Annotated in this window: 17 protein-coding genes; 7 read left to right on the top strand and 10 right to left on the bottom strand. The window is 74.0% G+C overall.

Annotated elements, in window-relative coordinates; all coding sequences use genetic code 11:
• Window positions 1–415: 415 nt before the first annotated feature.
• The 8 genes from WMF24_RS36500 to mbhE form a co-directional block, all read right to left on the bottom strand.
• On the bottom strand, window positions 416–823 hold the full coding sequence (locus WMF24_RS36500; RefSeq protein WP_437732074.1) for a hypothetical protein: 408 nt from the start codon (window positions 821–823) through the stop codon (window positions 416–418).
• Between the two features lie 136 nt (window positions 824–959).
• Entirely contained in the window at window positions 960–1,301 is a 342-nt protein-coding gene (mnhG, locus tag WMF24_RS36495; RefSeq protein ID WP_437732073.1) for a monovalent cation/H(+) antiporter subunit G, read from the bottom strand.
• Entirely contained in the window at window positions 1,294–1,584 is a 291-nt protein-coding gene (locus tag WMF24_RS36490; RefSeq protein ID WP_437732072.1) for a monovalent cation/H+ antiporter complex subunit F, read from the bottom strand. Before WMF24_RS36490 ends, mnhG begins: the two co-directional genes overlap by 8 nt.
• Complete coding sequence (locus WMF24_RS36485; protein ID WP_437732071.1) at window positions 1,581–2,189, bottom strand: Na+/H+ antiporter subunit E; 609 nt, start codon at window positions 2,187–2,189, stop codon at window positions 1,581–1,583. Before WMF24_RS36485 ends, WMF24_RS36490 begins: the two co-directional genes overlap by 4 nt.
• Entirely contained in the window at window positions 2,186–3,700 is a 1,515-nt protein-coding gene (locus tag WMF24_RS36480) for a proton-conducting transporter transmembrane domain-containing protein (protein WP_437732070.1), read from the bottom strand. Before WMF24_RS36480 ends, WMF24_RS36485 begins: the two co-directional genes overlap by 4 nt.
• A complete protein-coding gene (locus WMF24_RS36475; protein ID WP_437732069.1) occupies window positions 3,697–4,152 on the bottom strand; it encodes a sodium:proton antiporter in 456 nt (151 codons plus the stop codon). The genes WMF24_RS36480 and WMF24_RS36475 overlap by 4 nt, the downstream gene beginning before the upstream one ends.
• Entirely contained in the window at window positions 4,149–4,571 is a 423-nt protein-coding gene (locus WMF24_RS36470) for an MnhB domain-containing protein (RefSeq protein WP_437732068.1), read from the bottom strand. The genes WMF24_RS36475 and WMF24_RS36470 overlap by 4 nt, the downstream gene beginning before the upstream one ends.
• Window positions 4,559–6,940 carry a hydrogen gas-evolving membrane-bound hydrogenase subunit E gene (gene mbhE / locus WMF24_RS36465; protein WP_437732067.1) on the bottom strand — a complete coding sequence of 794 codons (2,382 nt, stop codon included), beginning with the start codon at window positions 6,938–6,940 and terminating at the stop codon, window positions 4,559–4,561. The genes WMF24_RS36470 and mbhE overlap by 13 nt, the downstream gene beginning before the upstream one ends.
• Before the next feature lie 304 nt (window positions 6,941–7,244).
• Here mbhE and WMF24_RS36460 point away from each other — a divergent pair, with 304 nt between their 5' ends.
• The 4 genes from WMF24_RS36460 (at window position 7,245) to WMF24_RS36445 (ending at window position 13,778) form a co-directional block, all read left to right on the top strand.
• Window positions 7,245–7,688: a hypothetical protein gene (locus tag WMF24_RS36460; RefSeq protein ID WP_437732066.1), complete on the top strand. Its 444-nt coding sequence runs from the start codon at window positions 7,245–7,247 to the stop codon at window positions 7,686–7,688.
• Window positions 7,685–8,290 (top strand): hypothetical protein, encoded by a 606-nt coding sequence (locus WMF24_RS36455; protein WP_437732065.1) that lies wholly within the window; start codon window positions 7,685–7,687, stop codon window positions 8,288–8,290. The genes WMF24_RS36460 and WMF24_RS36455 overlap by 4 nt, the downstream gene beginning before the upstream one ends.
• Before the next feature lie 390 nt (window positions 8,291–8,680).
• A complete protein-coding gene (locus WMF24_RS36450; RefSeq protein WP_437732064.1) occupies window positions 8,681–12,769 on the top strand; it encodes a serine/threonine-protein kinase in 4,089 nt (1,362 codons plus the stop codon).
• Window positions 12,770–12,980: 211 nt separating this feature from the next.
• On the top strand, window positions 12,981–13,778 hold the full coding sequence (locus WMF24_RS36445; protein ID WP_437732063.1) for a hypothetical protein: 798 nt from the start codon (window positions 12,981–12,983) through the stop codon (window positions 13,776–13,778).
• A 9-nt stretch (window positions 13,779–13,787) separates the two neighbouring features.
• On the opposite strand, the gene WMF24_RS36440 is transcribed toward WMF24_RS36445, so the two are convergent.
• A complete protein-coding gene (locus WMF24_RS36440; RefSeq protein ID WP_437732062.1) occupies window positions 13,788–14,348 on the bottom strand; it encodes an RNA polymerase sigma factor in 561 nt (186 codons plus the stop codon).
• 54 nt (window positions 14,349–14,402) lie between these two features.
• A complete protein-coding gene (locus WMF24_RS36435; RefSeq protein ID WP_437732061.1) occupies window positions 14,403–15,518 on the bottom strand; it encodes an RNA polymerase sigma factor in 1,116 nt (371 codons plus the stop codon).
• Window positions 15,519–15,748: 230 nt separating this feature from the next.
• Between WMF24_RS36435 and WMF24_RS36430 the strand changes: the two genes are divergently transcribed.
• The 3 genes from WMF24_RS36430 (at window position 15,749) to WMF24_RS36420 (ending at window position 20,129) form a co-directional block, all read left to right on the top strand.
• On the top strand, window positions 15,749–16,855 hold the full coding sequence (locus tag WMF24_RS36430) for a PEGA domain-containing protein (RefSeq protein ID WP_437732060.1): 1,107 nt from the start codon (window positions 15,749–15,751) through the stop codon (window positions 16,853–16,855).
• 17 nt (window positions 16,856–16,872) lie between these two features.
• A complete protein-coding gene (locus WMF24_RS36425) occupies window positions 16,873–18,267 on the top strand; it encodes a DUF1565 domain-containing protein (protein ID WP_437732059.1) in 1,395 nt (464 codons plus the stop codon).
• 290 nt (window positions 18,268–18,557) lie between these two features.
• Window positions 18,558–20,129 carry a hypothetical protein gene (locus tag WMF24_RS36420; protein ID WP_437732058.1) on the top strand — a complete coding sequence of 524 codons (1,572 nt, stop codon included), beginning with the start codon at window positions 18,558–18,560 and terminating at the stop codon, window positions 20,127–20,129.
• Window positions 20,130–20,210: the final 81 nt, after the last annotated feature.

Below are 20,210 nucleotides of genomic sequence, written 5' to 3'. Positions count from 1 at the left end.
ATGTGCCTGCGCTGCAGGGGTGCGCCTGCGCTGCAGAGATGTACTTGCGCTGCAGAGATGTACTTGCGCTGCAGAGATGTACTTGCGCTGCAGAGATGTACTTCCGCTGCAGAGGTGCGCCTGCGCTGCAGAGGTGTGACTGCGCTGCAAGGGGGGCTGCGCGGCGGGGGATCGAGCCGCCAGGTCGCCAAGAACGCCAGATGATCGAGATTTCTTGGCGTCCTTGGCGCCTTGGCGGTTCCCCAGGTCCCGCACGTTCGGCCAAAGTACCGCACTACCGCACGGCCGAGCACGGCCGGCGCGCCGCGACGCTCAGGTCGAGGGCCGCCAGGTCGACGCGCGCTCGGTGCGCGGAGAATGAGCTGAGGGGGAGGGAAGGAGAGGGAAGAAAAGGAACGCCTCGGACCGGAGCCGATCAGAAGGCGTTGCCGCGGAGCTCGTCCTTGTACTGCTTCTTGTAGAGGTCGTGGCAGGCCTTGCAGCTCGCCTTGGCGCCGTCGATGTCGCCCTTCTTGGCCTTCTCCGCGCCGTCCTTCGAGATGGAGACCCACTTGGCCATCCCCGGCGGCGGCTTCGACGCGACGTACTCCAGCGCCTCCGCGATCTTCGCGCCGTCGCCGCTGTTGGTCGCCGTCTGCATCACCGTCTTCATCCAGCCCTGCATCGGACAGGGCTTCTGTCCTTTTGCACCGCAGCCGAAATCCTTCTTCTCGGCGACGGAGGAGGGGACGTCCCCCGCCCCGCCCGCTGCCCACGCGGCCCCAGCAAACCCAATGCCGACGCCCACCAACACGGCACTCATCCACTTCTTGCTGATCGACATCCGACGTCTCCTGTAGGAAAGGGCAAGCTCAGCGAGACACATCGCAGCTCCGCCGGTGGTTGTCAACTGCCACCTTGAGCGTCGAGCGCGCTCGCGAACGCCACCCGGGCGGAGACGATGTCGGAGGGAAAGACATTCACTCGGTCGGTCGATTTTGCTCCGCCTCCGTCTCCGGCGGTTCCGGCGGTTCCGGCGGTCGCGCGGCCCCCTGCCGCCGCCCGGCGCGCGCGAGGATGTGCGCGCCCACCGGCGCGGTGGTCCCGATGAACAGGAGCGCGAGCAGCGCCTTCGTGACCACCGGCCCCTCGCGCGCGCTCAGCGAGAGCGCGAGCAGGAGAAAGAGCAGCCCGAGCGTCGCCGCCTTCGTGGGCGCGTGGATGCGCTGCGTGAACTCGGGGAGGCGCAGCACGCCCAGCGAAGCCACGAACATGAAGAAAACTCCGATGATAACGGAAGCGAGAACCAGCCCATCAATCAACAAGGTCCCCCTCCACGTAGGCGACGAGCGCGATCGTCCCGATGAAGCCGAGCAGCGTGATCACGAGGACCACGTCGATGAACAGCGCCGTGCCGAGCTCGACGGAAAGGACGAGCACCGCGCCGACCACATCGAGCACCAGGCAGTCGAAGGCGAGCACCTTGTCGAGCAGCGATGGCCCCCGGCAGATGCGGATGACGCAGAGCAGCATCCCGATCCCGAGCACCACGAGCGCGGCGAGGAGCACGGCGGAGGTGGGTGAGGTGGGCAGGTGCCCGGTCACGGGCGCTCCTCGGGCCGGGGAGGCGGCGAGCCCGGCGAGGTGGGTGGGTCCGGCGCGGCCCCAGGCGAGCCCGGCGGGGCCCCGGGCGAGCCCGGCGAGGTGGGTGGGTCCGGCGGTCCCGAGGGGGGCGGCGCGCTGCCCGAGGCGCGCAGGACGAGCTCCGCGAGGGCGCGCAGATCGCTGCGCACCGCCTCGGGGTCCTCGGCGTAGAGGGTGTGCACGAGGAGGGCCGCGCCGTCGTCCTCGGCGTCGACCGTGATGGTGCCCGGCGTGAGCGAGATGAGGTTGCCGAGCAGCACGACCTGCGTGCGCCCGAGATCGGGCACGTCGAGCCGGAGGAGCCGCGGGCGGAAGGGGAGCTCGCGCCGGAGGACGTCGCGCGCGAGCTGGAGGTTGGCGAGCACGAGCTCCCAGAGGAAGCTCCCGAGGAGCCGGAGCGAGCCGCGCACGGCGCGCGTGTAGCGGCGGCCGCGGGGCGCGCGCTGGCCGAAGCAGAGGCCGAGGAAGCCGAGGAGCGCGCCGGTGAGAAGGCCGAGCAGGGAGAAGTCGCCGGTCAGCAGCACCCACGCGAGCGCGAGGAGGAGGTTCTGCGCGAGCGGGCTCACGGGGCGCTCCCCGCCGGGGCGGCGGCGCGGCCGAGCACCGCGTCGCTGTAGGGCGCGGCGTCGAGGAGCTGCGCGGCCGCGCGCTCCGCGTAGGCGTACAGGGGCGGCGCGAGCAGGCCGATCGCGACGGAGAGCGACGCGAGGGCGAGCGTGGCGGCCAGCATGCCCGGGTCGCGGCCGAGCGCGGGCGCGCGCTGGCCCTCGGGCGCGCCCCAGAAGACGGCGACCCAGATCTTCAGCATCGACGCGAGCGTGAGGAAGCTGACGAGCAGCGCGAGCGTGGCGACGGCGCGCGCGCCCGCGCCCCCGCGGTAGCCCTCGACGAGCAGCAGGAGCTTGCCCCAGAAGCCGCTGAACGGCGGCACGCCCGCGAGCGAGAGCGCCGGGACGAAGAACCCGGCGGCCACCCACGGGTGCGTCCGCGCCATGCCCCGCACGTCGCCGAGCGCGCCCGAGCCGCCGACGCGCTCGGCGACGCCGCCCGCGAGGAAGAGCGCCATCTTCGCCGGGATCTGGTGGGCGATGAAGAACAGGCCGGCGGCCAGCGCGCGCGGGGTGAGCAGCGCGAGGCCGAAGGCCATGTACCCGATCTGGCTCACGATGTGGAACGAGAGGACGCCGCGGATCGTGTCGCGCCCGAGCGCGCCGACGACGCCGATCACCATGGTGGCGCCGGCCGCGACGAGCAGCGCGGGCGCGAGCGCGGGCGGAGCGTGCGCGCCGAGGAGGGCGACGGAGCGGAAGAGGGCGTAGACGCCCACCTTGGTGAGGAGCCCGGAGAAGGCGGCGTTCACCGCGATGGGCGCCTCGGGGTACGCGTCGGGGAGCCACGTGAAGACGGGCGCGAGCGCCGCCTTGACGGCGAAGACGACGAGCACGAGCGCCGCCGCGGCCCAGAACGCGCCGGGCAGCTCGCCGGCGGCGGCGCGGCGCGCGAGCTCCGCCATGTTGACCGTGCCCGCGGTGCCGTAGACGGCGCCGACGCCGCCGAGGAAGAGCAGGCTCGCGACGAGGTTGACGATCACGTACGGGAAGGCGCGCTCGAGCTGGATGCCGCGCGCGCCGAGCGCGATCAGCGCGAACGACGCGAGCAGCATGACCTCGAAGAAGACGAAGAGGTTGAAGTAGTCCCCGGTGACGAACGCGCCGTTCACGCCGGTGAGGAGCAGGTGATGGAGCGGGTAGAAGTACCGCGACTCGCCGGGGCCGCGGAGCGACGCGGGCGCGTAGAGGAGCGTCGCGAGCGAGGCGATCGCGGCGAGCACGAGCATGGCGCCGGTGAGCGCGTCCGCGACCCACACGACGCCCACGCGCGGGTCCCAGCCGCCGAGCCGGAGCACGAGGATGTCGCCGCGGGCGGCGCGCGCGGCGATCGCGCCGGAGGCGGCGAGCACGGCGGCGCCGCTCGCCAGCGAGAGCGCGCGCTGGAGCGGCTCGCGGCCGGTGAGGCCGAGCAGGGCGACGCCGGTGAGCAGCGGGGCGATCACCGGGGCGACGAGCGCTGCGCTCATGCGCGGGGCTCCCGGGACGGCGCGTCGCCGGCGGTCTCCGGGGGCGCCGCAGGCGGGGAGGGCGGCGCGTGGGGCGAGGGCGGGGAAGGCGGCGCAGAGGACGCGGGCGGCGCGGCGGGCGCGGGCGGCGCGGCGGGCGCGGGCGGCGCGGGCGCGTTCGCGCGCAGCGACAGGGCGAGCAGGAACGACGACATGCCGAGGCCGATCACGATCGCCGTGAGCAGGAACGCCTGCGCGAGCGGGTCGGCGAAGGGGCCCTGCGGGGCCGGCGCGTCGGCGAGGAGCGGCGGCAGCGCGCCCTCGGGCAGCCCCGCGGAGGCGAGCACGAGGAGGTTCACGCCGTTCGAGAGCAGGATGAAGCCGATCACCGTCTCCTGCGCGCTCGTCGACAGGAGCAGGTAGACCCCCGCCGCGAAGAGCGCGAACGCGGAGATCACCGCGGGGCCGATCACGACGGGACCCCGCGCGCGAAGAGCGACAGCACCGTGGCCGTCATGCCGACGACGACGAGGTACACGCCGGCGTCGAACAGGAGCGTCGTTGTCAGGTGCAGCCACCTGCCGGCGCTCACGCGCACGGCGGCGTGGTAGTGGACGAAGAAGCCGTCGCCGGCCGCCGTCGAGAGGAGGCCCGTGCCGGCCGCGAGCGCGAGCCCGACCCAGGCGGCGGGGCGCAGGGCGCGGGCGAGCCCCGCCTCGGTGCGCATGGCGCCGAACGCGAGCGCCTCGATGACGATGGCCACCGACGTGACGAGCCCTGCGATGAAGCCGCCGCCGGGGTGGTCATGGCCGCGGAGCAGCAGGTAGAGGGCGAACAGCGTGGTGACCGGGAGGAGACCCCGCGCCGCCGTGTCGAGGATCAGCGATCGCACGGCGCCTCCCCGGGCTGCGGCCGCCGCGCGCCGTGCCAGAAGAGCGCGGCCGCGCCGAGGGCCGCGATCGCGAGCACCGCGATCTCGCCCAGCGTGTCGGCGCCGCGGAAATCGACGAGGATCACGTTGACGACGTTCCTGCCGCCCGCCTCCGGCACGGCGAGCGCGATCTGCGCGGCGCCCGCCGGATCGGGCGCGGGGTGGACGCCCGCCGCCCACGCGAGCGCCGACGCGCCCGCGGCCGACGCGATCGCGACCGCCCCGTGCGCGAGGCGCCGGCCGCGCGGGCGGCCGGCGCCGCCGGGCGCGGGGAGCTGGCGGAAGGCGAGGAGGAGGAGCAGCAGCGAGACGGTCTCGACGAGGATCTGCGTGAGCGCGAGGTCGGGCGCGCGGAAGAGCACGTAGAACAGGGCGGTCCCGTACCCGGCGATCGCCATCATGAGCACCTTGGTCACGCGCTCGCGGACCCGGAGCGTGAGGACCGCCCCGGCCACGATCATCGCGACCGGGAGCCAGGCCACCGGGAGCGCGGGGAGGAGGGCAGCGCGTCCGGCTACCGCGCCGGCCGCGCGCGCGTGCGGGACGAGCGGGAGGGCGAGCGCGGCCGTCGCGACGAGCAGCGTCACGGCGGCGTACCGCGGGTGGCCGCCCGCCTGGACGGCGCGGCTCACCCGGCGCGCGCCGGCGAGCGCGGCGCTCACGAGGGGGTCGAGCAGGCCGCCGGGCGGGGGGGACGCGCGGCCGGCCGGGGGCGGCACGCCCTCGGCGGGGAGCGGGGGCGCGCCGGACGGGGCCGCGCGCCGGCGCTGCGCGAGGTGGCATGCGAGGCCGAGCGCGTAGCCGGCGAGGCCGAGCGCGAGGAGGGCGTCGGCGCGGTGCCAGAGGGCGACGCCCGGCGGGATGGCGGTCGCCGCGGCGGGCTCTATCGCGGCGACGGCGAGGGCGGGCGCGAGGCCGCCAGCGAGCTGCGGAAGGAGCAGCAGGGCGGGCGCGACGAGCATCCAGCGGGAGGCCGCGCGCGGTCGTCGCCGCGCGCCGCGCTCCGCCGGCGGCGGCGCGGCCCCGCCGGGGAAGGCGCAGGCGAGCAGCGCGAGCGCGTAGGCCACCGAGAGCGCGCTCCCGGCGACCGCGAGCGCGGCGGCCAGCGGCAGGGCGGCGCCGAGCCGGGGCTGATGGAGCACGGCCTCGTAGAAGATCTCCTTGGCGACGAAGCTCAGCAGGAGCGGGGCGCCGGCGAGCGCGAGGGCGCCGACGCCGACGAGCGCGCAGCCGGCCGGCTCGAGGCGACACCAGCGCTCGCGGCGCAGCGCGCGCACGTCGCGCGTCCCGGTGGTCTTCTCCAGCCACCCGACGAGGAGGAACAGCGCTGATTTGTAGAGGGCGTGGTTCGCTATCGCGACGAGCTCCCCGCGCGCGCCCGTGCCCGCGTGGAGGCCGAGGAGCGCGGTCAGCAGGCCGAGGTACGCGGCGGTGCTGTAGGCGAGGAGCTGCTTGAGGTCCCAGGCGCGCGCCGCCTGGACGCCGGCCACGACGAACGTCGCGAGCCCGACCGCCGTCAGCGCGGGGACCCAGAGCGGCGAGGCGCCGAAGATGGGCGAGAGGCGCACGAGCAGGAACACGCCCGCCTTCACGAGCGTCGCGGAGTGCAGGTAGGCGCTGACGGGCGCCGGGGCGGCCATCGCCCCGGGGAGCCAGGAGTGGAACGGGAACTGCGCCGATTTCGTGAACGCCCCGACGAGCAGGAGCGCGAGGGGCAGCGCGTGCGCCGGGTCCCTCACGAGCTCGGCGCCGCGGGTCTCGAGCTCGGAGAGGCTCGTCGTCCCCGCGAGCCGGCCGAGCAGGATGACGCCGGCGAGCAGCGCGAGCCCGCCGCCGCCCGTGACGAGGAACGCCTGCACGGCGCCGCGCCGCGCGGCGGCGTCCTCGATGTCCATGCCGATGAGGAGCGCGGAGGTGACCGTCGTGAGCTCCCAGAACACGAAGAGGAGGACGAGCGAGTCGGAGAGGACGAGGCCGAGCATCGACCCCATGAACGCGAGAAAGAGCGCCCAGAACCGGCCGTTCCCCTTCTCCTTCAGGTAGTGCCGCGCGTACTGCGCTATCGCGAGGCCGATGCCGCCGATCAGCAGCACGAAGAACGCGCCGGGGTGGTCGAGGCGCAGATCGGCGTTGATCCCGAGCGAGGGGAGCCAGGGGATCGACAGGCGCGATGCGCCGCCCGCGGCTGCAAAGCGCCAGAGCGGCAGCGCGAGCAGCAGGACGGACGCCGGGGCGAGCAGCGCCACCCGCCCCGCCCACCGCGAGGGCAGCGGGAGCACCGCCGCGGCCAGCGCGAACGGGATGAAGGGAATCCAGGGGAGCACGCGCATCGCGAGGCTTCCAATCAGGCGCCGAGGCGACGCGCTCGGCGCAGCGCCGGGTGGGCACGATTGGCCCGAGTGGCCAGTCACGGCACGCCGCCAGGCGAGCCGTCGTCTGTTCTTGAGAAAAGCGTGCCGCTCGGGCGGTGCAATCTGTCTGGACGCGCGCGCCGCGTGGCGAGGGCGTGGTGCGACGGATCTCTTCGCCTCGATCGGCCCAGCCGTCGAGGAGCCAGGACGGCCGCTTTCCCCTGCACCGGTCGAGCGTGCCCGTCCGCTTCGTGTCCAGGCAGCTGCGTGCTACCCTTCGCGCATGACCACGGCAGCGACGGAGCGACCGCCCAGACGACGATACCTGCTGACGCCGCCGGGCGACACCCGGCCGTCGCTGCTCGTCGAGCTCTGTTCCAGCATTGATGACACCGTGCTGCGCGAGGTCCGAGAGGCGATGTTCGGGCTCGGTTGCGGCAACGGCCTCGTGCTCGACGCAGACCAGTGTGTGATCCTGCACGACTCGTTTGCCTCGATGGATCCGGACGCGATCGAGCAGGAGCCGACGAAGCTGGAGACCGCGCGACTCATCGGCACGAACGGGGGACCTATCGAGCAGCGGCTCGAGCGCTGGCTCAACGCGCTCGCGACGAACTGGCAGAGCACCTTGCCGCGCGAGGAATGGTCTGCGCCGCTCCTCACCGACGTCGTGCCCGCGGCCTCCGGATCCGTCGTCCGCAGGGCCATGCACGGAAGCACGCAGTGAAGCACGTCTTCGTCGAGACGAACTTCTTCATCGATGTATTGCGCCCTTTCCCTATCAAGGAGGCCGAAAGGCTGCTGGGCCGTCACGGGACGGACCTACAGCTCTATGTCCCCTGGTGCTCGATCACCGAGGCCAAGAGGACGATCGAGCGGATCATCCGCGAGGACCTCGCGTTCGTGGACGGCGCGGGGAGGTTCTATCGACGGCTCAATGACCAGTATCGCGGCAACGCGAGCCGGCCCGTGGACTTGACGCAGATCCGCGGATTCATCGACATGGCGCGCACGCTGCGCCGCGACGCGCTGTTCAATCTGGTTGCCCAGGTCGATGGGCTCGCCGCGCAGCTCAATGTGATCCCTCCGTCGCCCGCTGTCATACAGCGCACGTTGAGCATCTTTCCCGTCAAGTCGCTCCCTCCTTTCGATGAGATGGTCCTCGGCGCCGTCCTGGAGCACGCGGCGATGCTCCACGCGCGCGGAGAGACGGAGCTCTTCTTTTGCAACCTCAACGCGAAGGATTTTGCGCCGACGGCGGGGAATGAGCTCGGCGCCGCGTACGCGGCGTCCGGGTTACGCTACCTCGACTCCTTCCAGGTGCCCTGACGCGAACGCGATGGACGCGGCGCTGGCGTCGCCCTCTCCGGCCGGCGCTCGGCGCCAGGTGGGAAGGAGATCGGCGCAGCGACCAGGCTGACGCGCGGCTGCACGAAGTGGCCGTGTGCCGCTGTGGGTGCTTGCGGGATGCCGGCGCAGGCCGCACCAGGACGGCAGCGACTCGTCCAGGTAAAACACATCGGGTCCGCTGGATTACACCGGTCTCGGCTCACCCGCGCAGAAGCGTTCTTCCAGCGACGTCTGCCGCGACGCATCGCATCGCATCGCATCGCGCCATCGACTCGATCGCGCCCGCCATCGAGGTGAGCTGCGCATCATCTCAAGCCTGGATTCAGACAGAAGCCCGCGCGCGTGATATCGCTGGATCCACGGCGGCTCATGCGCGCGGGAGAGATCGTCGACGAGCGGTTCGAGATCGAGGGCCTCGCCGGCTCGGGCGGGATGGGACACGTGTACCGGGCGCGCGACCGGCGCACCGGCGACACCGTGGCTCTCAAGGTGCTTCGCCGCGCCGGCAAGAGCGAGCTCCGCCGCTTCTCGTGCGAGGTGCAGGCGCTCTCCGCGCTGCGCATCCCCGGTGTCGTGCGCTACATCGCTCACGGCGTCACCGCGGACGGCAAGCCGTATCTGGTCATGGAGTGGCTCTCCGGCGAGACGCTCGCCGAGCGCATGACCCAGCGCGGGCTCACGCCGGCCGAGAGCGTCGATGTCATCGCGCGCGTCGCGGGGACGCTCGGCGACATCCACCGGCAGGGCGTCGTCCACCGCGATCTCAAGCCGAGCAACCTGATCCTCGTCGAGGGGCGGCTCGATCGGGTGATGGTGCTCGACTTCGGGATCGCGCGCTTCCGGATCGACCAGCAGCTCACGATGCCGGGCACCGTCCTCGGGACCCCGGAGTTCATGGCGCCCGAGCAGGCGCGCGGCGATCGGAGCGTCGACGCCCGCGCGGACGTGTTCGCGCTCGGCTGCGTGCTGTTCAAGTGCCTCACCGGGCGCGCCGCGTTCCAGGGCGTCGGGGCGCTCGCCGTGCTGGTCAAGGTGCTCCTCGACGAGCCGCCGCGCCTCCGCGAGCTCCGCCCCGGGCTGCCCGCGGAGCTCGACGCGCTCGTCGCCAGCATGCTCGCGAAGCAGCCGGGCGAGCGGCCCCGCGACGGCGCGGCCGTCGCCGAGGCGCTCGGCGCGATCGACCTCTCCGGCGTCGACGCGGCGGGCGGCGGCGAGCCCGCCGCGCCGGTGCGCGCGCTGGAGCTCACGAGCAGCGAGCGGCGCGTCACGTGCCTCGTGCTCGCGCACGAGCGCTCGGCGCCCGACGAGGAGACGCGCTCGCAGGAGGAGGAGCAGGCGCGGGCGCTCGAGCGCGCCGAGGAGCTGCGCGCGCTCGCGGCGCGCTACCAGGGGCAGATCGAGCTCGTCGACGCGCGGTCGCCGCTGCTCGTCTTGACCAGCGCCGAGGCGGCCACCGACCTCGCGGCGCAGGCCGCCCGCTGCGCGCTGGCGCTGCGCGCGCTGCTCGGCGGCGCGCCGGTGGCGCTCGTGACCGGGCGGGCCGAGCTCACCTCGCGCATCCCGATGGGCGAGCTCATCGACAGGGCGGTGCAGCTCCTGCCCGCGCGCGGCGAGCCGGCGCCCGCGGCCGCGGTCCGCATCGACGACGTGACGGCGGGGCTGCTCGGCGGCCGGTTCGAGACGAGCTGCGAGGGCGGCGCGCGCTTCCTGCACGGGGCGCGGGACGACCTCAAGGTGGCGACCGCGCCGGCGCTGCTCGGCAAGCCGGTGTCGTGCGTGGGGCGGGAGCGGGAGCTCGCGGTGCTGACCGCGGAGCTCGAGCGGAGCATCGAGGAGTCGACCTCGGGCGCGCTGCTCGTCGTCGCGGCGGCGGGCATGGGCAAGTCGCGGCTGCGGCAGGAGTTCCTCGCGAAGGTGTCCTCCGTCGCCGTGCGCGGCGCGGGCGCCGACGGCGCGAACGGCGGCGGCGGTGTGAACGGCGGCGGCGCGTACGGCGCCGGCGGCGACGGAGCGAACGGCGGCGTCGAGGTGTGGGTCGGCCAGGGCGACCCGATGAGCTCCGGCTCGGCGTTCGGGCTCCTGTCGCGCGCGCTGCGCAGCGCGATGGGCATCGTCGACGGCGAGCCGCTCGAGGAGCGGCGGCGCAAGGTGCGGGCGCGGGTCGAGCGCCACCGGGAGCTCGACGTCGGCCGCGTCAGCGCCTTCCTCGGCGAGCTCGTCGGCGCGCCGTTCCCGGACGACGACATCCAGGTCGGCGCCGCGCGGCGCAACCGCCTGCTGATGGGCGATCAGCTGCGCCTCTCGTGGGAGGACTTCATCCGGGCCGAGTGCGCGAAGCAGCCGGTGCTGCTCGTCCTCGAGGACCTCCAGTGGGGCGACCTGCCCACGGTGACGATGGTCGAGGCGGCGCTCCGGCGCCTGAAGGACCTGCCGTTCCTCGTGCTCGGCCTGGGCCGCCCCGAGGTGCATGACATCTTCCCCGCGCTCGCGCACGGCCGCTTCGGCAACCAGATGATGCTGCCGCCGCTCACGCGCCGGGCGAGCGAGCGGCTCGTGCGCGAGGCGCTCGGCGACGACGTGAGCGCCGCGCTCGTGGCCACGCTCGTCGACCGCGCCGACGGCAACCCGTTCTACCTGGAAGAGCAGGTGCGCGCGGTGGCGGCCGGCCACGGCGCGGATCTGCCGGAGACGGTGCTCGCGATGGTGCAGGCGCGCATCGAGGCGCTCGACGCGGAGGCGCGGCGCGTGCTGCGGGCGGCGAGCGTGTTCGGCCAGGCGTTCTGGCCGAGCGGGGTGAGCGCGCTGCTCGGCGGGGCCGGGGTGACGCGGTGGCTGTCGGAGCTGGAGCGGCGCGAGGTGATCCACCGGCGCGGCCCGGGGCGGCTGCGGGGCGAGGTCGAGTACCGCTTCCGCCACGCGCTCGTGCGCGAGGCGGCGTACGGCATGCTGACCGAGGCGGACCGGCGGCTGGGCCACGCGCTGGCGGGCGACTGGCTGGAGCGCGCGGGCGAGCCCGACGCGATGGCGCTCGCCGAGCACTTCGAGCGCGGCGTCGTGCCCGCGCGCGCCGCGGCGGCGTACCTGCGCGCCGCGCAGCACGCCCTGGAGGGGAACGACCTCGGCGCCGCGATCGCGCGGGCCGAGCGCGGGCTCGCGTGCGCCCCGGAGCCCGCCGTGGTGGGCGCGCTGCGGCTCGTCCAGGCCGAGGCCCACGTCTGGCGGGGCGATCTGGCGCTTGCCGAGGAGCGGGGGACGGAGGCGGCCCGGCACCTCGCGCCCGGCTCGGCGCCGTGGTTCGCGGCCATCGCGCAGGTGGTCGCCGCGGCGAGCAAGCTGGGCGGCTTCGACCGCGTGGAGGCGTGGATGGGCGCCGCGATCGACGCGCCCGCGCTCGGGGGCGCGGAGAGCGCGCGCAGCACGTGCCTCTGCGCGGGCGCCTCGACGCTGGCCTTCGCCGGCCGCCCCGCCGTCGTCGACGCGCTGCTCGCGGCGGTCGAGCGCGCCGTGCGCGACGGGGCGGCGACCGGCGCGGGCGCGGGCGCCGAGGTGGTCGCGGGGCTCCACCAGGCGCGCGCCTTCCGCGCCATGAGCGGGGGCGATCCCGGCGCGTGCGTCACCGGCCTGGAGGCCGCGCTGGCCGCCTTCGAGCAGGTCGGCGACCGGCGCAACGCGTGCATCACCCGGGCGAACCTCGGCTATTCCTACGGCGAGCTCGGCGACTTCGGCGGCGCCGAGGCGGCGCTCCGCTCGGTGCTGGAGGCCGCCGACCGGATGGGCCTCCACGAGGTGGCGGCGGCGGCGCAGGCCAGCCTGGGGCAGGTCCTTGCCTACCGCGGCCGGCTCGCGGAGGCGCGGGCCGTCGAGGAGGCGGCGCTCGCGTCGAGCCAGCGGCTCGGCGACCCGCGCGCCGAGGTCGTCTCGCGCTCGTACCTGGCGAAGATCGCCTTGCTGGCCGGCGACTTCGCGGCCGCGGAGCGCGAGGCGCGCCTCGCCGAGGCGCTGGAGAGCGCGTCGCCGCTGCGGGTGGCGGCCACCGCGATACGGGCGCGGGCGCTGCTCGGCCTCGGGCGCGCGGACGACGCGCTCGCGGCCGCCGGCGAGGCGCTGGCCGCGCTCGAGTCGCTCGGCGGGCTCGAAGAGGGCGAGTCGATGATCCGGCTCGTCCACGCCGAGGCGTTCTCCGCGGTGGGCGACGCCAGGCGGGCGGCCGCGGCCATCGTCTCGGCGCGCGACAAGCTGCTCGCGCGGGCGGCCAGCGTGCGAGATGCCGAGTGGCGCAGGCGCTTTCTCTCCCACGTTCCCGACAACGCGCGCACACTGGAGCTCGCGGCGCAATGGGTCGGGACCGCCGGAACCGCCGGAACCGCCGGAGCTGTCGGAGCCTTCGGGACCACGCGCCACGCAGCGGAGCAAAGCGCCGACAAGGGCGCCGACAGAGCGCCGCTGTCCCACGGGTGAATCCGCACGGGACGTGCAATTAGAGGCTGACAGGACACGTGATTGGCCGTACCCTGTCCATAGACGTGGAGAGTTCCCGGCAGCTGTCGCCCTGAGCGACGCGCCGGAGGGCGTGCTGTGATCGGGGAGCGCCAGCGCTCCTCTTGGCTCGCTACCGAGGTCTCATCACGTGAAAACCAAGGGTGTTCTTGGGTGCGCAGGCATCCTTTTCGTGGCCACCGGCTGCATGGCGCCCGAGCTCGGGCTCGACGCGGATGAAACAGGCGATCTCGGCGCGAGCGCCGAGGCGATCGAGAGCGGGAATGCGCTGAGCTACAACGCGCTCAGCTACAACGCGCTCAGCTACAATGCGCTGAGCTACAACGCGCTCAGCTACAACGCGTTGCGCCCGGAGGCGGCCTCCGCGCTCAAGGATCCCGGCGAGGGGGGCGATCTCTTCCGGACGCTCGTGAAATACACGGTGAGCTGCGCGCTCACCGAGTCCCAGTCGTTCCGCTTCTCCTGGACCGACAGCGCGGGCGCGGTCCATCACGAGGTCTATCACGGGCACCTCGGCCTCGCCGCGCAGTGGGACAGGCGCGCGCTCGACGCGGACGGAAAGCAGATGGTGTCCGCGTGCCTCGCGGCGCACACGAACCGTTATGGCGTGTCGGTCCTCATCTCGATGCGCTCTCACCAGGACCCGCTGCGCCACGAGGTCGGGCGCGACGAGCGGGAGGCGTATCCTCATGTCGAGGGGGCGTTCTGGGGGAACCTGTTCGGGGAGACGCCGTACCTGCGCGCCTGCTACAACGAGGCGAGCGTCGACCTGGCGCGCGCGGCGCGGCGCGACTGCGCTGCGGGGCACGTCGACGGCGAGGGGGATGTCGAGGGGTGCGGGATCATCGAGATCGTCGGAGCCTGCCAGGACCTTTGCAGCAAGCTCCACCCGCCGGGGAAGTATTACAAGGACTGCGTGGATCCGGAGTCGGGCAAGACGCGGTATGTCGTCACGACGGCGCTGCGCTGAACCTGTCCTTCACCTGCGGCTCCGGCCCTCGCGGCAGCGGGGCCTCCACCACCTCAGGCGTACGCGCCGGAACCATAGTCGGCCGAGCCGCAGTCGATTCCAGAGCGTGTTCGGGCTCTGCCCGAGCGCCGCGGCGACCTCCCCGATCGTGTACCCCTGCGCCGTGAGGCCGAGGACGGCTCGAAACCTCGGGTCGATGCGTTTCAGATCGTGGAGCGCTCTCCGGGCCTCGACCTGTTCGAGCGGCCCGGGGGCGTGGTCCTGGCGGAGACGACCCGGGCTCGGCACGAGGACCTCGTACCGCCGGCGGGCGCGCGCCACGTAACGTGACGCGTGCCGCCAGCTGATCCCGACGATCCATCGCTCCAGGGCCACGGCGTCCGGGACCCCCGGCCGCGGCTGGAACCGCCCGGCGCGCATGCTTCGCCACGCCCCGAGCAGCACCTCCTGGACGATGTCGGCGCGATCCCTGCGCGGCACGCGCCAGCGCCGCAACACATCGTGGATGGTCGCCGCGTGCCGGACGATGGAGTCGATGTCCAGCTCGACGGCGATTCGATGGATTCGCACAGAAGGTCAAGCCCGTGACAGAAGGTCATGCTCGTGCCGCCGCGCGCGGCGCGATCAGTCCCGCGCGCCGAGCCGCCCGTGGCGCTCGCAGCGCACCCGCCGGAGGAGCGCGTCGCGCTCCGCGGCGTGCTCTCCGCGACCGCGACGCTCGCGGTGCTCGTGCAGAAGCCGGCACGCCGAGAGCTGCCCCTCGATGGTCCCGAGGTCGAGCATCGCTCGCGCGCGCTCGATCGTCGGATCGATCCGCGCCCGCTCCGCGCCGGTGCGTCCCCGGGACGGCATCGTGACTGCGGCCGACCCCGCGAGGGCTGTCGCGGAGCTGCCCTGAGGGGCGGATACAGCGGCGGCCGTGATGGCCTCTCGCCGATTCGCGCTCTCATGGCCGCCGGGCCCGGTGTCGCGCTGGTCGGCAGGCACCGCCGGGATCTCGGTCACAGGCTGCGCGCGCCCCGAGGCCGCGCGCAGGGGCGCCTCGGCAAGACCAGCCGCCGGGCCGGGCCAGGCGGCGCCCGCCCCGAGCACGAGCCCTGCCATTGCCATTGCATGCAGCCTGAGCCGGCGGAGCCCGCGCAATGCATCGTGGCGCCAGGATCCGGAGAAGCACGGGATGAACGGCACGAAGCACGGCGTCGCGGCCTGCCCGCGCCGGCGCTGCTCCGCCTGCCATCGTGCCCTCTCCTGATCGACCCTGTCCCAGGCGGCCGCGAGCCGCGACTTGACGGTGTTCTCCGAGAGCCCGTGCGCCTCGGCGATCTCGGCGAGCGTCCTGCCCAGCAGCTCGTGCTCGACGAAGACCGTGCGGCGCGCGCCGTCGAGCCTGTCGATGAAGCGCCAGAGGACGGAAGCCCGCTGGCTGGCGATGACCGAGGCTTCCGGACCCGGCCGATCATCGGAAGGTTCCTGATCCAGGAGCGGCGCCACCACCTCTTCCCGGAGGCGCGCTCGCCGCCGGCTCGTGCGCGCCTCGTTTCTGACGATCTGGTCCACGTACGCCGCGGCGTCCCTCGCCACGTCGATGCGCGCGCGGTTCTCCAGGATACGGAGCCACGCCTGCTGGACGACGTCGTCGACGTCCTGCGCCGGCACGCGCATGGCGCGCGCGAGCCGGCGGAAACGATCGGAACCGAGCGGACCAGAGGCTGCGCCGTCCAGGCTCGTCGAGGTGCTCACGTCCATGCACGTCCAGATGATTCAGGCGCCAAACCGGGTGACCGAATCGACCGGCGCGGGGAAGAACGGTGAACGAAGGTGCGTCCAAACAGGGATCGCGGGGATGACGACAGGGCGACGCCTCGCGTGAATCATTACTGGGAGAGCGTCGAATCTGTCATGGAAAGGCTCGACACGCGCCGTGTAGGCGCCGTTGCTGGGCTGGCGGCTCCGGCGGTAGAGTGCGCCGCATGACGCGCTGGTGCTCGATCCTGGGCGGGATCTGCCTTCTCGGCGCGCTGGGCAGCGGCATCGGGCCTGCGCGCGCGGCGCCGGCGCCTCCGGGGGCGGCGGCGAGCGCGACAGCGGTGAGGGCGCGTAAGGAGGCCCAGCGTGCCTTCGGTGCGCGGCGGTGGGCCGAGGCGGAGGCGGGCTTCGAGGCCGCCCTGGCAGCGCCCGACGCTGCCGGCATGACCGCGGCGCAGCGGGCCGAGGTGCTCGGGTATCTCGGGCTCTGCGAGCTGGAGCAGGGCAAGCACCGGGAGGCCGCCGAGCACCTGGGGCAGAGCCTCGAGCACGACGCCGCCTTGAATCAGTCGCTCCTCCGCCGGCTCACGCGCGGCTTCAACAAGGCCGTCGAGCACGTCGGGAGGATCTACGTGGCGGCCGCCCCGTCGGACGCCGAGATCCTCCTGGACGACGAGCCCATCGGCACGGGGGCCTCGGCCCACGAGCTGTTCGTCGCGCCGGGGGCCTACACGCTCCGGGCGCGGCTGTCGGGGCACGGGGAGGCCTCGCAACGCGTGGAGGTCGCCGCCGGGATGACGGTCGGCGCGACGCTGCAGCTCGCGCGCGCGGTCGAGTCGCCTGCGCGTGCGCCGGATCCGGGCGCGACGCGGAGCCGACCGGCCGAGGCGGCGGTCCCGGCCGCGCCCGCGGCGGCGCCGGGGCCGTGGGCGTCGTGGTCGGGGACGCTGCGGCTCGCGGGGGTCGCCGTCACGGCGGCCACCGTGTCGACCGGGGCCGTCCTCATGCTCCGGGCGAGCCGCCTCGACGGGGACCTCGACGAGCGCATCGGCGGCCTCCACCGCGATCCGGCGTGGACCTCGGGCGCGTGCCGCGCAGCGCCGCAGCCCCCGGCGTGCCCGGAGCTCCGCTACATGCGCGAGCAGCGCGATCTGTCCGGCGCCCTCGGGACCGCCCTTGTCGCGACGGGGGCCGTGGTCGGCGCGGTGACCGCCGCGTCGTTCTTCGTGGACCTCTCGTTTCTGCGACCTACGCCAGCGCGGAGCGGGCTGCGTGTCGTCCCTGCGATGGCCGCGCAGCAGGTCGGCGTGGTGGCGCTGGGGGTGTGGTGAGGGCCTGGAGGGCGGGCATGGCGGGCCTGGAGGCGAGCATGCGGTGGGTGAAGGCGGCGCGGAGCGCCTCGGTGTCGCTCGCGATCGGCGCGCTGTGCGCGTGCGGTGCGGGCGCCGTCTCGGGGTGCATGTACCTGGGGGATCACTGCTGGGAGGAGCAGACGTGCGACGAGCCCCCGCCCCCGGCGCCGCCGTCCCAGGCGTCACCGTGCGACGGCGATCCGGGAATGGCGCCGGCGCTGGACGGTTGCGGGGTGTTCGTTCGCGCAAACGGCGATGACCGCAACCCGGGCACGCGGAAGCAGCCCGTGAAGACCTTGCAGCGCGCGATCGTGCTCGCCGCGAGCGGACGGAGCGACCGAGAGGCGCCGACCTGGCGCGTGTACGCGTGCGGCGAGACGTTCGAGGAGGCGGTCGTCCTGCCCTCGGGCGTGGACATCTGGGGAGGGCGACGCTGCGCCGACGGGGACTGGTTGTTCGGGGGGGCCGACCAGCTGACCACCGTCGCCCCGGGGCCAGCGGGGATCCCGGTCCGGGTCCTCGACGGGGGAGGGGCGACATCGACGGTGTTCGGGGTCCGGGTCGTGGCCGCCGAAGGGTCGGCGGGCGACGGGAAGTCGTCGATCGGCATGATCCTGAGCCAGGGGGCGAAGCTCCGGGTCGTGGAGAGCCGGGTTCACGCGGCCGACGGGAAGGACGGGGAGCCGGGGGAAGACGCCCCGCGCCTCCGGGCGAAGGACGGGGAGTACGGGAACGACGGTGCGGACGCATGCACGGAAGACGTCGCGACCGGCGCGCCTCTCGTGGTCACCGAGTGCGACGGGGGTATCGAGTCCATCGGCGGACAGGGAGGCGACGGGTACGTCGAGGAAGGTGGCGATGGCCAGCGGGGCGCGCCTTCCTCGGCGGCGAATCCGATGTCCGGCGAGGGGGGGCTCGGCGCGGGCGGCGGGCGATGCACAGCCGGAACACCGGGCGCGGCCGGTGAGGACGGCTGGCATGGCGCCGGTGCGAGCGGCCTTGGCAGTCTCGACGTGACCGGGTGGGTGGGCGTTCGAGGCGCCGATGGCGGCCCCGGGGGCATCGGCCGGGGCGGCGGGGGCGGCGGCGGGAGCCGATCGAGGATCGACATGATCCAGTGCCGTGCCGGACAACCTCGGGGCGGCGCTGCCGGCGGCTCCGGGGGCAGCGGCGGCTGTGGTGGAAAGGCGGGCCGGGGGAGGGGGCTACGGGGGCTCGAGCATCGGGATCGTGGCCCTGGGGGGCGCCGAGATCACCGTCGAGGCCAGTACGGTGGTGACCGGCCGAGGTGGCAATGGCGGGGCCGGCGGGACAGGCCAGTCGGGTGGCATAGGCTTCCCGGGTGGTTTCGGCGGGCAGCATGGAGTGAACGACGGTTGGAATGCTTGTAGGGGGGGCAAAGGAGGGAATGGCGGCAACGGTGGCAACGGCGGGGGCGGTGTGGGTGGACACTCGATCGGTGTCGCCACCGTCGGTGTCACCAAGGTGAGCTTTGAACGAGGTGCGGATGTCAGGCTCGAGAGTGCTGGCGACGGCGGTCCCGGGGCAGGTGTCCGCGAGGACGAGGGTCGGGGGGGGCAGGGCAAGTCGGAAACCTGGGCCGTGTTCGCTGCGGCGGCCCAGGCCGAGGAGCCACCGCGGTGAAGATTCCCACGCACGGCGCACGACATCGAGAGGCACCATGAGGATGGTTGAAACCCGACGACTGCTTCTGCTGGTGCCGCTCGCGGCGGCGGCGTGCGGGATCGATCTCGGTCCCTATGAGGACGAGGAGCGCCCTCCGCCGTGCGGCGGCGCGACGTCGTGCGCGCCTGCTCCTCCGCCGGAGTCGGTCTGTCGCGCGTACCTCACCGCCGACCAGGCGGAGGCCGGCTGCGGCGTGTTCGTCCACTTTTTCGTGGGCGACGATGCACATCCCGGCACGCGGGACGCGCCGGTGCGGACCCTGCCGCGCGGCATCGAGCTCGCGCGCACGGGGAGCGGGCGCGTGTTCTTCTGCGGCGCGCATGACGGCGAGATCAAGCTGCCCTCCGGCGTCGATATCGTGGGGGGCTTCAACTGCTTGAACGACTGGAAGCGGGGGACCGCGATCCCCGGTACCCGCGACCTCAACGATGCAATCCTCCAGACGACGCGCAACGGGACCATCGCGCTGACCATCGAGCCCGCGAGCCCCGGCGACACAGGGGCCGCCGACGGCGTGTCCACGCTCGCCGACGTCCGATTGGACAGCGGAAGCGAGGTCGGGCTCTTCGTTCGGTCTGGTACCGCCGTGGAGATCGTTCGTGGTGGGATCGAGGGGGATTACAGCTTCAGGACGGAGGGCGGGGAGGACGCGCCGCAGTTTCCGGCAGCGCCCGACGGCGCGGACGGCAATGGCGGTGTGCAGGGCTGCGCCGCGACCCCCGCGGCCGGCGGGGCTCCGGTGACGAGCCCATGCGACGACGGTGCCGTGTCGATGGGCGGCAAGGGAGGCGACGGCGGGATCGCCAGAGGCGGCGACGGCGGCGACGGTGCGCCTGCGCCGAGCCCCGATCCCGAGGATCCCTATCCCCGGGGTGCCGGGGGCATCGGAGACGGCGGCGATGGCCGCTGCGGGGACGGGGAGCAGGGGCGAAGCGGCGCGCCGGGCGTCGACGGGGCGCCGGGCCAGGGCATCGGGCGTCTCGGCGAGGAGGGCTGGATAGGCGCCCGGGCCGGGGATGGACGCAGCGGGGCGCCGGGCCAGGGGGGCGGCGGCGGCGGCGGTCTTCGCGGGAGCGCCGCCCTCTGCGGCGCGGCCTCCCGATCGGGGCCGTCCGGAGGCTCGGGCGGCGGCGGCGGCTGCGGCGGCAAGGGAGGGAAGGGCGGCGGCAACGGCACCCCGAGCATCGGGATCCTCGCGCTCCACGCCAAGGTCACGGTGCGCGACAGCCGGATCTTCACGGCTCCGGCAATGCCCGGTGCGGACGGCGGGGAGCCTCAGAGCGGCGGCCGCGGGGGGCGCGGCGGGGGCGGCGCCTACTCGCCCAATGGGTACGACCGCGCGTGCAACGGCGGCGCCGGCGGCATGGGGGGCCCGGGCGGTTATGGCGGCGGCGGGCGCGGCGGGGATTCCATCGGCATCGCCCACCTCGACGATACCGAGCTCGTGCTGGAGAACGTCACGTTCGAGCTCGGCGAGCCCGGCAAGGGCGGCATCGGCAACCCCGCGGATCCCGCGACCTGGGGGGAAGACGGCATCGCGGTCGAGACGCTCCGCCTTCCCGAGTGAGCCACGTGCGCGCCGGCCGGGCACGGACGCGCTCATGAACGCCTCGATCCCGGCGCACGGCCAGGGGACGCCGGCGCGTCG

The sequence above is a fragment of the Sorangium sp. So ce1335 genome (genome assembly GCF_051521615.1).
Classification (GTDB): Bacteria; Myxococcota_A; Polyangia; order Polyangiales; family Polyangiaceae; genus Sorangium.
This window is presented reverse-complemented; position numbering and strand designations above follow the sequence as displayed.